Genomic DNA, 13,215 nt, shown 5'->3' on the forward strand with positions numbered 1-13,215 from the left:
CGGGACGATGGCCTGCACCGGCATCGAGTTCTGCAAGCTGGCGATCGTGGAGACCAAGGCGCGGGGGGGGTCCCCCCCCCCCCCACCCCCACCCCCCCCCCCCCCCCCCCCCCCACCCCCCCCCCCCCACCCCCACCCCCCCCCCCCCCCCCCCCCCCCCCCCCCCCCCCCCCCCTCCCCCCCCCCCCCCTCCCCCCCCCCCCCCCCCCCCCCCCCCCCCCCCCCTCGGCGCTCAGGCGTACCGAGTGGCACCCTCGCGCGTGGGCGAGCCGCTGTGGCCGGCCACCGGAAAGGGGCGCGCCCCGTTCTCCCGCGATTCCGCCGTCGCCACGGGAAAGCCTGTCGACGCATTCGGGGCATTCGCGTCCGGCAGCGACCCCGGTGCGCATTCCTCGTCGACGCCACGGCTTTTCCTCGTCGATGTGCGGCATTCCGTAGCCGACGTCGTCCCGGACGAGAAACACGGGCAGGAACGCGGGCAGGAAACGCGGGCACGAACGCGGGCAGGGACCACGTGGCCCCGGTCCCTGGCAGAGCCCCTGGCCCTTCCCTCTCCCGCGCGGACGGGCGGTAAGGTCGATCACCTGCATCGAACCAGCACAGGACACGACGGGGGTGGCGCGTGAAGCGGCCGACCATGGCGGACATCGCACGCCGCGCCGGGGTGTCCAAGGTGGCGGTCTCATACGCGCTGAACGACCAGCCCGGCGTCTCCGACGCGACCCGTGCGTCGATCAAGAGCATCGCCGAGGAGCTCGGATGGCGCCCCAGCAGTGCCGCCCGCGCCCTGACCGGGGGCCGCGCGCAGGTGGTCGGCCTCCTCGTGCGCCGGCCGGCCCGGACGCTGGGCGTGGAGCCGTTCTTCATGGAGTTCATCAGCGGCGTGGAGAGCGTGCTCTCCGAGCGGTCGTACGCGCTGATGCTGCAGATGGTCGCCACCCAGGACAGCGAGATCGAGGTGTGCCGCCGCTGGTGGGGCGAACGCAGGGTGGACGGCGTCTTCCTGACGGATCTTCAGGCGCAGGACGCGCGTGTCCCCGCCGTCGAGGCCCTCGGCCTGCCCGCGCTCGTCGTCGGGCCGCCCGACGCGTCCGGGTCGCTGCCCTCGATCTGGTCGGACGACGGCGAGAGCGTCCATGAGATCGTGCGCTACCTCGCGGTGCTCGGCCATCGGCGCATCGCCCGGGTGGCGGGGCCCGCGGAGCTGGCCCACACGGCCATCCGCGACCGGGCGCTGCGTGACGCGTGCCGGGAGGCGGGGATTCCCGAGGCCACCGTGGTGCACACGGACTACACCGGTGACGCGGGCGCCCGGGCCGCCCGCGCGCTGCTGATCGCCGCGGAGCGGCCGACGGCCATCGTCTTCGACAACGACATCATGGCCGTGGCCGCGCTCTCGGTGGCGCAGGAGCTGAACCTCTCCATCCCCGCCGATCTGTCGATCGTCGCGTGGGACGAGTCTCCGCTGACGCAGGTGGTCCGCCCCATGCTCTCGTCCGTCGCCCGGGACATCCCGGCGTACGGAGCGCGGGCGGCGCACGCGCTGCTGTCCCTCATCGCCGGGGAGACGGTCGACGACATCCGCGAGGGGTACGCCCGTTTCGTCCCCCGGGGCAGCACCTGCCCGCCCCCGGGCGGACGTCCGGGCACCACCTGACCGCCGCCCGTACGACCCTGCCGCGCGAGCCCCCGCCTCCCGCCGGCGCCCACTTCCCCCCGGACCGGCCTCCCGCCGGACCCGGCCTCCCGCCGACACCCGTCCCGCTACTTGGTGGCTCCCTGCGAGAAGCCGTTGTAGATCCACCGCTGGAGCAGCAGGAAGATGATCAGCGTGGGCAGGATGACCAGGATGGCGCCGGCCGAGATCGCCTCCCAGTGCGCTCCGAACGGCCCCTTGAAACGGAACAGCGCGGTGGAGATCGTGCCCAGGTCCTCGGAGTGCATGTAGAGGAAGGGGATGTAGAAGTCGTTGTACGTGGTGATCCCCTTGATGATGACGACGGTGGCGACCGCCGGCTTGAGCAGCGGGAAAATGATCTTCCGGTAGATCGTGAAGGCATTGGCTCCGTCGAGCCGGGCCGCCTCGTCCAGCGACCTGGGAATGCCCCGGATGAACTGCAGGAAGATGTACACGGAGACGATGTCCGTGCCCATGTAGAGCAGGATCGGGGCCCAGCGGGTGTCGACGAGACCGAAGCTGTTGATGACCTGGAAGGTCGCCACCTGTGTGGTCACCCCGGGGACGAGGGTGGCGACCAGGAAGAGCGCCATGACGAGCTTCTTGCCCCGGAAGTCGAAGCGGTCCACCGCGTAGGCGGTCATCGAGCCGATGAGCACGGTGCCGCCGATGGAGAAGAACAGGATGAACGCGGTGTTCCCGAAGGCCGTGAGCATGTTGCCGTCGGTGAACGCCGTGACGTAGTTGTCGAGGTTCAGCCAGTTCCCCGGCAGCGAGAGGGCGCTGCCGTCGTTGACCTCCTCCGAGGTCTTGAGCGAGGTGAGGAGGACCACGGCGAGCGGCAGCAGCACCACCGCGCTCGCGGCCAGCAGCGACAGATAGGTCAGCACCGTGCCGACCCACGGACGACGGCGGTCCGGGCGGCGGCGATCCGGTCGACGGCTCAGCGGCCGGCAGCGATCCGGCCGCCCGGTGGTCCCGGAGGCGGGCGAGGCTGCGAGGAGGTCGGGGGTCATACGAGGTCCACCTTGTCGTCGGGCACGAGCCGGCGCTGGATCCAGGTGACGAGCAGGATGATCAGGAGCAGCACCACGGCCGCGGCCGAGGCCAGGCCGGTCTTGTTGAACTGGAAGGCGAGCTTGACCGTCTGGATGACGAAGGTCGAGGTGCCGGTCGCCCCGCCGGTCATGATGTAGGGGATCTCGAAGACCGACAGGGAGCCGGAGATCGCCAGGATGACGCTGAGGCTCAGCACGGGCTTGATGCTGGGGGCGATGATGTGGCGGAACTGCTTCCACTTGCCGGCCCCGTCCAGCTGGGCGGCCTCGTACAGCTCACCGGGGATGGACTGGATCGCGCCCAGGAAGAGGACGAAGTTCAGTCCGGTGAAGCGCCAGACCGAGACGCTCGCCAGGGAGACGTTGGCGGAGGTGGGGTCGCCGAGCCACGGGTGGTCGGTCGTCACACCGAGCCAGGACAGCACCGAGTCGAGGGTGCCGCCGTCCTGGAAGAAGTACAGGAAGACGAAGCCGATGGCGACGCCGTTGACGAGGTAGGGGAAGAAGAGGATCCCCTTGAAGAAGTTCCGGAACCTCAGGTCGAAGCTCAGGACGGCGGCGAAGTAGAGCGCGACCCCGATCTGAAGGGCGGAGGCGGCGAGGTAGTAGCCGCTGACGAAGAAGACCCGGAAGAGCTCGGGGCGGGTGAAGATCTGTACGTAGTTGTCGAAGCCGACGACTTCCCGGTCCGGGCTCACCCCGTCCCAGTCGGTGAAGCTGTACGAGATCATGCTCGCCACGGGGACGTACGTGAACGTGATCAGCAGGGTGAGCGGCGCCGCCAGGAAGAGCCAGGGCGTGAGCCGCCGGAGCGGGGAGTCCCGCCAGGAGCGGGACCGGCCGCCTTCCGGGACGGCGCGCCGGCCGGCGGGCCCGCTTCTCCTGTCGGTCGTGTCCGTGGTGGATCGCCTCGTCATGGCGGCCCCCTCGGGGACGGTGTCGGTTGTCTCTGTCATGTCGGCCTTTCGTGTCCGCGGCTGCGGGAGGTCAGGGGGCCCCGGCCGTGTCGTACGGCCGGGGCCCGCTCCGCCGGTCGTCAGGAACCGGCGCTCTTCGCCGCCTCGTCCCACCTCTTGTCGAGGTCGGCGAAGAAGTCCTCGAGGCTGCCCTTCTGGGCGCCCCGCGCGGTGTCGATCAGCTTCTGCCGGTAGTCGGGCTTGGTGAGGCCGATCTCGGCCGCCTCGTCGATGTCGTTGACGGCGGCCGTCTTCGCCTCCGAGCGGTCGACGAATTTGACATCGTTGTCAACAAAATCCTTGAGGGTGGTCGGCATGGGAGCGGACTTGAGGGCGGAGACGACGCCCTCCTTCTCCGCGTAGCCGGACCTCTCGGTGAACCAGTCGATCCAGGCGCGCGCCGCGGGCTTGTTCTCGGAGTAGACGCTGACCGCCTGCTGGTAGTCGGAGGTCACGGCCGCGCAGAAGGCGCCGCCCTTCTGCACCGGGAACGGCATGAAGCCGATGTCGGCCGGGGAGACGCCCGCGTCCTTCGCGGCACCCTGCATCTGCGTGATCGACCAGGAGCCGAGCATCATCGTGCCGATCCTGCCCTCGGCGAGCAGGTCCTTGGATGCCTCCCAGTTGGTGGTGGTGGGGTCCTTCTCCGAGAGGCCCTGCTTCACGATGTCGTGCAGCAGCGTGTCGATCGTACGGAGTTCGCTGCCGGCCTTCCACGGCGAGACGGGGCCGGCCAGGCTGTTGCCCGCCTGCGCGTCACAGCTGACCGATCCGTGGTTGGCGCTCCACTGGACCAGCGGCCAGCCGTCCTTGAAGTTGGTGTAGTACGGCGTGGCGTCCGTCTTCTCGTCGATCGCCTTCAGGCCGGCGAGGAACTGCTGGGGCGTCCTGGGCCACGCGGTGACCCCGGCCTTCTTCCACAGGGCCTTGTTGTAGACGAACCCGTTGACCGTGCCGAACTGGGCTATGCCGTAGACCTTGCCGTCGACCTCGGTCTTGTCCCCGAAGCGGTACTTCGACAGCTCGGCGGCCGTGCCGAGGGGCGCGAAGAACTTCGGGTAGTCGTTCTTGGCCACGGCCCCCGGGATCACCAGCACGTCACCGTACGCCTTGGTGTTCATACGGATCTTCACCTCCCCCTCGTAGTCGGTGACGCCCTCGAACGTCACCCTGACCTTGGGGTAGACCTTGTTGAACTCCGTGGCGTACTGCTTCATGGTCCCGTTCTGCACGAGATCGGTCCGGTGCGTGAGCACCTTGATCTCGCCCGAGACCCCCTTCGGGTCGGACGGGGCGGCGGCGATCTCTCCGGTGGCGCCGCCCCCTCCCCCGCTGCAGCCCGCCACGGTCAATATCGCGGCGGCCAGCACGGCGCCCGTGAGCGCCTTCGGCTTCTTCCCCATTGCCCAACTCCTTCAGGGTCACGGCTCAGGTCTTGCGGTGGGATGTCGGCACTATGTCAGCCGGATGTGAACCGGTAAAGTGATGATTTCCTGCGTGATACTCAATCGTTACCGAGGCCGCATGAAAGCCCAGGTACGAGACCTGTCCGTCCCAGGAGTGACGTTCCGTCCGAAGCCAAGCGTCGCTTGACCGGTTCATGGACATACGCGTCGGCGGACAGCTAGTTTGTCGCCACGTACACGTATCCCACCCCTGCACCCGCCCCCTGCCAGGCGATTGGAGCCGCACATCATGAAGGACGTCACCCAGCTGACCGAGGGCTGGAGACTGCGCCACGAGGACACCCTGCTTCCGGCTGTCGTCCCCGGCTGCGTCCACAGCGATCTGCTCGCCGCGCGGGTCATACCCGACCCGTTCATCGGCCGCAACGAGGCGGAGATCGCCTGGGTCGGCCGGCAGGAGTGGTCCTACGTCACGGAGTGGGAGCACGCCGGCCGCCACGAGCGCGCCGAGTTGGTCTTCGAGGGCCTGGACACCGCTGCCGAGGTGCTCCTCGACGGCGAGAGTCTCGGCACGACGCGCAACATGCACCGCGTCCACCGCTTCGACGTCACCGGCCGCACGGGGCCGCTGGAGGTCCGGTTCACCTCGGCGTACGAGGAGGCGGACCGGGTTCGCGCCCTCACCGGGGAGCGGCCGAACGTCTACCCCGAGCCTTTCCAGTACATCCGCAAGATGGCGTGCTCCTTCGGCTGGGACTGGGGTCCGACCGTCGTGACGGCGGGTATGTGGCGCCCGGTCCGTCTGGAGTGCTGGTCCACCGCCCGGTTCGACGAGGTACGTCCCCTGGTCACGGTCGACGGGACGACCGGGCGGGTCGAGTTGCGCGTCCGGATCGCCCGTACCGGGACCGCCACCGACCGCGCACTGAGCCTCCGCGCCGCGGTCGCGCGGCCCGAGGGTGGAGGGGTCGGGGCCGGAGGGCCCCGGGCCGCGGAAACGGAGGCTGTGGCCTCGGCCGGGGGCGGGGTTTCCTTCGAGGGTGAGGTTCCCTTGGAGGCGGAGGTTCCCTTCGAGGGCGACGAGGCCGTGCTGACGCTGGACGTGCCCGGGGCCGAACTGTGGTGGCCGCGCGGCTACGGGGACCAGCCGCTGTACGACCTCGACGTCACCCTCCTCAACCAGGACGGCGCCCCGCTCGACGCCTGGCGGCGCCGGATCGGGTTCCGCACCGTCGAGATCGACCGCTCCGGCGACGAGCACGGAACCGGATTCACCTTCGTCGTCAACGGCGTCCGGGTCTTCGCCCGCGGGGTCAACTGGATCCCCGACGACGTCCTCCCTTCCCGGGTGACGCCCGAGCGCTACCGGACCCGGCTGACCCAGGCCGCCGAGGCCAACATCGACCTGGTCCGCATCTGGGGCGGCGGCATCTACGAGGACGACGCCTTCTACGACGTGTGCGACGAGCTCGGCCTCATGGTCTGGCAGGACTTCCTCTTCGCCTGCGCCGCCTACCCGGAGGAACAGCCGCTGCGCGGAGAGGTGGAGGCAGAGGCTCGTGACAACGTTGTCCGCCTGATGCCGCACCCCAGTCTGGTGCTGTGGAACGGCAACAACGAAAACCTCTGGGGCTTCCGCGACTGGGACTGGGAGACGCCGCTCGCCGGTGACTCGTGGGGCGAGGGGTACTACCTCGGCGTCCTCCCGCGCATCGTCGCGGAACTGGACCCCACCCGGCCGTACACGGCGGGCAGCCCGTGGTCCGGTTCCTGGGACCACCACCCCAACGACCCCCGCCACGGCACCCACCACTCGTGGGAGGTCTGGAACCGTCAGGACTACACGGAGTACCGGGCGAGCGTGCCGCGCTTCGTCGCCGAGTTCGGCTGGCAGGCGCCACCCGCCCTCGCGACCCTGCGGCGTGCCCTGCCCGGCGAGGAACTCGCCCCCGACTCCCCCGGCATGCTGCACCACCAGAAGGCCGACGACGGCAACGGCAAGCTGAACCGCGGCATCGAGCGTCACTTCGCCCTGCCGGAGGGGGACTTCGACCGCTGGCACTACCTGGCCCAGGTCGTCCAGGCCCGGGCCGTCGCGGCGGGCATCGAGCACTGGCGGGCCAACTGGCCGGTGTGCGCGGGCACGGTGGTCTGGCAGCTGAACGACTGCTGGCCGGTCAGCTCCTGGGCCGCGATCGACGGCGACGGGCGCCTCAAGCCGCTCTATCACGAGCTGCGCCGAGTCTACGCGGACCGGCTGCTGGCCCTCGTACCCGGCGCGGACGGGCCCGTGCTCGCGGTCGACAACCAGTCCGGCACTCCTTGGCGCGCGGCGGTCACCCTGCGCCGGATCGGCGCGGACGGCACCGTCCTGCGCGAAGCGGTCGTCGAGGTCGAGGCCGGCCCGCGCTCCGTCGCGAGGCCGGCCCTGCCGGCCGAGCTCGTGCCCGAGCCGGGGTCTGGCAAGGAGTTCCTCGTCGCCGATGCCGACGGCCTGCGTGCGGTCCATTTCCCGGTCACCGACAAGGAGTTCGCCTATCCCGCCCCGCGGTACGACGTCCGTCTCGAGACCCGGGCCGGGAGCCACACCGTGGACGTGGTCGTCACGGCCCACAGCCTCGTACGGGACCTCCTGCTCCAGGCCGACCGGCTCGGTCCCGCGGCGGCGGCCGACCGTGGTCTGATCACGCTGCTCCCCGGCGAGGAGGCGCGGATCGCCGTGACGGGCTGGACCGAGGTCGACGTGGCCGCCGCGCGAGGCGCCCTGCTCAGCGTGGGACCGGCGTGAGCGCCCCACCGTCCTCACCCTCCTCGGCGGGGGCACCGACAGCGCCGAGCCCGCGGTCCCGCGTCACCATCACCGATGTGGCCGCGCGGGCCGGAGTGTCCAAGGGCGCCGTCTCCATGGCCTTCAACAACCGTCCCGGTGTCTCCCGGGCGACCCGGGAGCGGATCTTCGAGGCGGCGCGGGATCTCGGCTGGACGCCGCACCAGACCGCGCGGAGCCTGTCCAGCCGGCGCGTGGGCATCGTGGGCCTGGCGATCTGCCGTCCGGCCCGGCTGCTCGGACTCGAGCCGTTCTACATGGAGTTCATCTCCGGCATCGAGGACGTTCTCGCGGAACGCTCCTGCTCCCTTCTGCTGCGGCTCGTCCGCGATCTGGGCGAGGAGACGGCGCTCTACGAGGAGTGGTGGCGGAGCAGGACGATCGGCGGGGCCATCCTGGTGGACTTCCACCGGGAGGACCCGCGGATCGGGCCCCTGCGCGCGCTCGGCATGCCCACCGTGGCCGTGGGCCACCCGTCGCTGACCGGCGGGTTCCCCTCGGTGTGGACGGACGACGCCTCGGCGGCGGCGGAGGCGGTGCGGTATCTGGCGGCGCTCGGTCACCGGCGGATCGCCCGGGTGGGCGGCCCCGCCGGCCTCGGGCACAGCGGGATCCGCGCCGCGGCCTTCGAGTCCACCATGGCGGAACTCGGCCTGAACGGCTGCCGCCAGGTCTCGACCGGCTTCGCCGGCGAGGAGGGGGCCAGGGCGACCCGGAGCCTGCTGCTGGGCCCGGACCGGCCTACGGCGATCGTGTACGACAACGACATCATGGCCGTGGCGGGGGCGGCCGTAGCCTCGGAGATGGGGCTCGTGGTGCCGGACGACGTCTCGTTGCTGGCCTGGGACGACTCGCAGCTGTGCCGGCTCACCCACCCGCCGATGTCGGCCATGAGCCACGATGTGCACCGGTTCGGGGAGCAGGTCGCGCGCGCCCTGTTCGGGGTGATCGAGGGCACCCACAAGGGCGCGCTGCAGGTTCCGACGCCTTCCCTGACACCACGCGGCTCCACGGGCCCGCCCCGGCGCGCGTAGTCCCTGGAACGGAGAAGAGGCTGGACCCCCACCGGAGGGGGTGCAGCCTCTCTTCGTTCCGCCGGAGTCTCAGTCTCCGGAGTCTCCGGCGGAGATGGGGGCGAGCCCCCGGGCGGCCGGAGCCGGGTCCGCATGTGGTCCGGAAGAAGCGCTTCAGCCCTTGGTGGGGGCGAGGCCCCGGCAGCGCAGCCAGCGCAGGTGCTCGACGGCCGTCGCACCCTTGCCGCCCGCGTGGTCGGCGAAGGGCCACTGCCGGATGTCCTTCTCGCCCGCGTAGCTCCGGTAGGCCGCCAGGACGGTGGAGGGAGGACAGACGGGGTCCATCAATCCGGCGCTGAACAGGGCGGGGGCCGTCGCGCGCCGGGCGAAGTGCACGGCGTCGAAGTGGGCGAGGGTGGCGAAGACCCGCTCGGCCTCGTACGGGGCGTGGTGGCGCAGATAGTCGACGAGTTCGGTGTAGGGGCCCTCGGTCGCGGTCTCGGCGCCGCGCCGGATGTGGCACAGGAAGGGCACGTCGGGAAGGGCACCGGCGATGTCGTCGCCGGCGAGCCCGGCCACGGCGAGGGCGAGACCGCCGCCCTGGCTCGCGCCCTGCACCACGATCCGGTCCCGGTCCACGTGGGGAATCGCGCGGGCGGCGTCGACGGCGCGCACGCAGTCGGTGATGAGACGACGGTAGGAGTGGGCGCGCGGATCCTCGATCCCCCTGGTCATGTAGCCGTGGACCCAGTGTGCGGCGGCGTCCGGGTGCGGGTCCGGGGTGTCGTGCCCCTGGCCCCGGCTGTCGACGACGAGCTGCGCGCAACCAGCCGAGGGGTACAGCAGATGGTCGGTCACCAGCCCCCTTCCGCCGCTGTATCCGAGATACGTGATCACCGTCGGCAGGGGCCCCTCGGCCTCCGACGGCACCACGAACCAGGCGGCGACGGGGTGGCCGGACCACCCTGGGAACCGTACGTCGTAGGTGTCCAGGGTCAGCAGGGGGGAATCCCGTACGGGGCGGAGTTCCGGAGCCCCGCCGGCCTTCCGGGCGGCCTGGAGGGTCTCGCTCCAGAAGGCGTCGAAGCCCTCGGGTTCGGCGGGCGGTTCGGGGCGGGCCGCCGGATGGTCGGGGGGCAGATCGGCGTACGGCATGGGAAAGGCTGCTCCTACTCGTGGCACCCGTGGCGGTACACGCTCGCCTCGCGCGAGGTCCGCCGGTCCTCGGCCTGGGCCGTGCCGGGCAGGGCGATCATCGTGGCGGCGACGGCGAGCAGCGCTGCCGCCGAGGTGAGCGGTTCCTTGTCATGGGGTGCTCCCAACTCGCTTCCGCGCACCGGTCGACGCTCGGTCGGGGGCGCGGCGGTTGCTGACGGGGTGGCGTGACTTCGGGGCCCGCACGAGCGCGCGGGGGCAGGAGAACCCGCCGGGGCATGCTGAAAGAGAGAAAAGGCCACGGAGGCAGGGGAAATGCGGTCGTCCCTCGTATCACCGTGAGTGTGAGTAATTCGCGCCTCGCCGTGCGGGCCGGCCATGAGGCCAGAGCGGAGGGACGCCGGAAACAACAGGCAGAGCGGAACCGATTAAGTTCGGTGGTGGTTCTTCCTTTTGACGGGAAGTCCGGTGGTTACGAGGCGGGGATCGGGGCGGTGCCGACATCCACGGTGGCCCGGAAGACGGTGGCCGCGCCCGTGATCGCGACCTCGGTGGTGGCGGGGACGTAGACGGATCGTCCGGGCCCGATGCGCAGGGTGTCGGCCCCCGACTCCACGGCGGCCTCGCCGTCGACGCACAGCAGGATCTGCGGAGCGCCGGCCGCGAGCCGTCTGGGCGGCTCGTCCGGTCGGAGCAGGAACCGTGACAGGCGGAAGTCGTCGACGGGGGCCGGATAGACCTCCTCGCCGTCCTCTCCTCGAAGGCTCCGGGGGCTCTGCGGCTCTTGGGTACATCGGGGCTCTTGAGGGCTGCGCGGGTCTCGGGGGGTGAGGACTCGGGTCGGCATCGCCGTGAAGCGGACGACCTTCACCAGCTCGGTCGCGTCGACGTGTTTCGAGGTCAGCCCGCACCGCAGGACGTTGTCGGAGCTCGCCATGATCTCCACCCCGAGCCCGGACAGGTACGCATGCGGAATGCCCGCTCCCAGGAAGAGGGCTTCCCCCGGCTCCAGCTCGACGTGACGCAGCATCAGGGCGGGCAGGAGCCCCGGGTCCCCCGGATGCGCGCGGGTGACGTCGGCGTAGGCGGAGAAGTCCTCCTGGTACGGCCCCGGCCGGGCGGCCGCCGCCCCGACGGCCTCGGTGACGGCGGCGACGAGGCCGGCCGGGGGGTGGAGGAAGGCGCCGAACACCTCGGCGAGGGCCTGCGCCTCGGGCAGCGCGCGCAGCGTCGCGGCCCAGGGACTCAGCGCGGGCACCCGCAGCGTGTCGAGCAGGTCGGCGCACTGCCGAGGCGACCGGAAACCGCAGAGGCCGCGGAACGGAGTGAGGGCGACGATCATCTCCGGTTTGTGGTGCGGATCCCGGTAGTTGCGGTGCGGCGCGTCCAGGGGCACTCCCAGGGCGTCCTCGAGCGCGAAGCCGGCCCGGGCCTGCGCGAGGTCGGGGTGGACCTGGACGGAGAGCGGCGCGTCGGCGGCGAGCAGCTTGAGCAGGAACGGCAGTCGGGCTCCGAACCGGCGCAGCACGGCGGTACCGAGCTCGGCGGCCGGGTCCGCGGCGATGACCCGGTCCAGCGGGAGCGCGCCCCGGCCGCGCCGGACGCGGGAGGGCGCGGCGGGGTGCGCTCCCATCCACAGTTCGGCCTGGGGCGCGCCGGTGGGCTCCGTTCCCATCAGGCGGGGCAGTGCGGTGACGGAGCCCCAGTCGTAGGGCTGGACGGTGCTGAGGAGGAGATCCACGGGTGCGTCCTGGTGGGTGGGGGTGGGGGTGGGCCGGTGGGTGTGACGGGGAGGCCGGACGGTGCGGCGGACCGCCGCTCAGCTCGAGGGGCGGCCGGTGCCACCGGCGCCGGTCTGCGAGAGGCCGGTGTCCGACGTGCACGTACGGGACGGACCGGGCCGAGACGTCACGACGGCCGGACCGGAACCCGAAGGGCCGGAACCCGAAGGGCTGGAACCCGAAGCCCCCGTACGCGAGGAGCCGACGGCGGCGCCCCGTGTGGCGGCGGCCGCGGCGGCCGCGCCGATCAGGCCCGCGTCGAGGGCGAGGTCCGCCGGCACCACCGGCACGTCGCGGGTGAAGTCCAGGACGGCATACGACGCCAGGTGGCGGCGGAGCGGACCGAAGAGCACCTCGCCGGACTGGGCGACCCCGCCGCCGACGACGACGAGGTCGAGCTCGACCAGAGCCGTCGTCGCCGCGATGGCCGCCGCCAGGGCCCGCCCGGCGCGGTCGAAGGCGGCGAGCGCCCTCGGGTCGCCCCCGCGCGCGGCCGCCTCGACCTCCCGGGCCGTCGCGGCGCCACCGGGCGGCGGCGTCCAGCCGGACTCGAGCGCGTGGGCGGCGATGGCCGTGCCGCTGGCAAAGCGCTCCACACACCCCCGTGCGCCGCAGGGGCAGATCGGCCCGTTCTGGTCGACCGTGATGTGGCCGATGTGGCCGGCGTTCCCGGTCCGCCCCGCGTGGAGCGCCCCGCCGAGGATCAGTCCGCCGCCCACGCCCGTGGAGACCACCATGCAGAGGGCGTTGTCGACGCCCTTGGCCGCACCCGTCCAGTGCTCGGCGGCGGTCATCGCCACCGCGTCACCGACGAGGACGGGCCGCACCGCCGTCGGCATCGCCGGATGGGCCCGTACCCGGTCGACCAGGGGGAAGGAGCGCCAGGCCGGGATGTTGACAGGGCTGACCGTGCCCGCGACCGTGTCGACCGGCCCCGCGCTGCCGATGCCCAGACAGGACACGGACGCCCACTCGGGACGAACTGCCAGGTCGTCGACGACCGCCGAGACGGCGGCCATCAGTTCCCCCGCGGAACCGCGCGCGGGAGTGGGCCGTTGGGCCCGGGCCAGCAGACGCCCGTCGCCGTCGACGAGAGCGCCGGCGATCTTCGTGCCCCCGATGTCGAGTGCTCCGTACACCATCGCGTCCAACCAACCTTTCCGTCCCGCCGGTGAAATCTCCGGGCCACTGTGCCCGCCCTTTGACAACGTTGTCCAGTAAACTGGTTCAGTAAAGCCCGGGTTTAGCAAAAGCCTGACCGCGAGACTCGCACAGCCTGGACGGAAGAGCTGAATCGCTTCATGCTCGGACCTGTTTCCCGGCCTCGCACGAAGGGTTCCA

At 71.5% G+C, this 13,215-nt stretch carries 10 protein-coding genes; 3 read left to right on the forward strand and 7 right to left on the reverse strand.

Annotated features, from left to right (window positions below; genetic code table 11):
• Window positions 1–637 precede the first annotated feature (637 nt).
• On the forward strand, window positions 638–1,657 hold the full coding sequence (locus ACZ4VW_RS23160) for a LacI family DNA-binding transcriptional regulator (protein WP_467965338.1): 1,020 nt from the start codon (window positions 638–640) through the stop codon (window positions 1,655–1,657).
• A 107-nt stretch (window positions 1,658–1,764) separates the two neighbouring features.
• On the opposite strand, the gene ACZ4VW_RS23165 is transcribed toward ACZ4VW_RS23160, so the two are convergent.
• The 3 genes from ACZ4VW_RS23165 to ACZ4VW_RS23175 all read right to left on the reverse strand — a co-directional run bounded on the left by ACZ4VW_RS23165 (window position 1,765) and on the right by ACZ4VW_RS23175 (window position 5,095).
• Window positions 1,765–2,694: a carbohydrate ABC transporter permease gene (locus ACZ4VW_RS23165; protein ID WP_467965340.1), complete on the reverse strand. Its 930-nt coding sequence runs from the start codon at window positions 2,692–2,694 to the stop codon at window positions 1,765–1,767.
• Window positions 2,691–3,653, reverse strand: a complete 963-nt coding sequence (locus ACZ4VW_RS23170; RefSeq protein ID WP_467965728.1) for a carbohydrate ABC transporter permease — start codon at window positions 3,651–3,653, stop codon at window positions 2,691–2,693. The genes ACZ4VW_RS23165 and ACZ4VW_RS23170 overlap by 4 nt, the downstream gene beginning before the upstream one ends.
• A gap of 119 nt (window positions 3,654–3,772) precedes the next feature.
• Window positions 3,773–5,095, reverse strand: coding sequence for an ABC transporter substrate-binding protein (locus ACZ4VW_RS23175; RefSeq protein WP_467965342.1), 1,323 nt, complete (start codon window positions 5,093–5,095; stop codon window positions 3,773–3,775).
• 292 nt (window positions 5,096–5,387) lie between these two features.
• Between ACZ4VW_RS23175 and ACZ4VW_RS23180 the strand changes: the two genes are divergently transcribed.
• Both ACZ4VW_RS23180 and ACZ4VW_RS23185 read left to right on the forward strand, forming a co-directional pair.
• Window positions 5,388–7,886 carry a glycoside hydrolase family 2 protein gene (locus ACZ4VW_RS23180; RefSeq protein ID WP_467965344.1) on the forward strand — a complete coding sequence of 833 codons (2,499 nt, stop codon included), beginning with the start codon at window positions 5,388–5,390 and terminating at the stop codon, window positions 7,884–7,886.
• Between the two features lie 77 nt (window positions 7,887–7,963).
• Entirely contained in the window at window positions 7,964–8,959 is a 996-nt protein-coding gene (locus ACZ4VW_RS23185; protein WP_467965346.1) for a LacI family DNA-binding transcriptional regulator, read from the forward strand.
• Window positions 8,960–9,112: 153 nt separating this feature from the next.
• Here ACZ4VW_RS23185 and ACZ4VW_RS23190 read toward each other — a convergent pair whose 3' ends face one another.
• From ACZ4VW_RS23190 to ACZ4VW_RS23205, 4 genes are all read right to left on the reverse strand, one after another.
• Window positions 9,113–10,093, reverse strand: a complete 981-nt coding sequence (locus tag ACZ4VW_RS23190) for an acetylxylan esterase (protein ID WP_467965348.1) — start codon at window positions 10,091–10,093, stop codon at window positions 9,113–9,115.
• 14 nt (window positions 10,094–10,107) lie between these two features.
• Complete coding sequence (locus ACZ4VW_RS23195; RefSeq protein WP_467965350.1) at window positions 10,108–10,260, reverse strand: hypothetical protein; 153 nt, start codon at window positions 10,258–10,260, stop codon at window positions 10,108–10,110.
• 305 nt (window positions 10,261–10,565) lie between these two features.
• A complete protein-coding gene (gene manA, locus ACZ4VW_RS23200; protein WP_467965352.1) occupies window positions 10,566–11,834 on the reverse strand; it encodes a mannose-6-phosphate isomerase, class I in 1,269 nt (422 codons plus the stop codon).
• A 78-nt stretch (window positions 11,835–11,912) separates the two neighbouring features.
• On the reverse strand, window positions 11,913–13,016 hold the full coding sequence (locus ACZ4VW_RS23205) for an ROK family protein (RefSeq protein ID WP_467965354.1): 1,104 nt from the start codon (window positions 13,014–13,016) through the stop codon (window positions 11,913–11,915).
• Window positions 13,017–13,215: the final 199 nt, after the last annotated feature.

The organism is Streptomyces sp. NPDC029139, assembly GCF_055564335.1.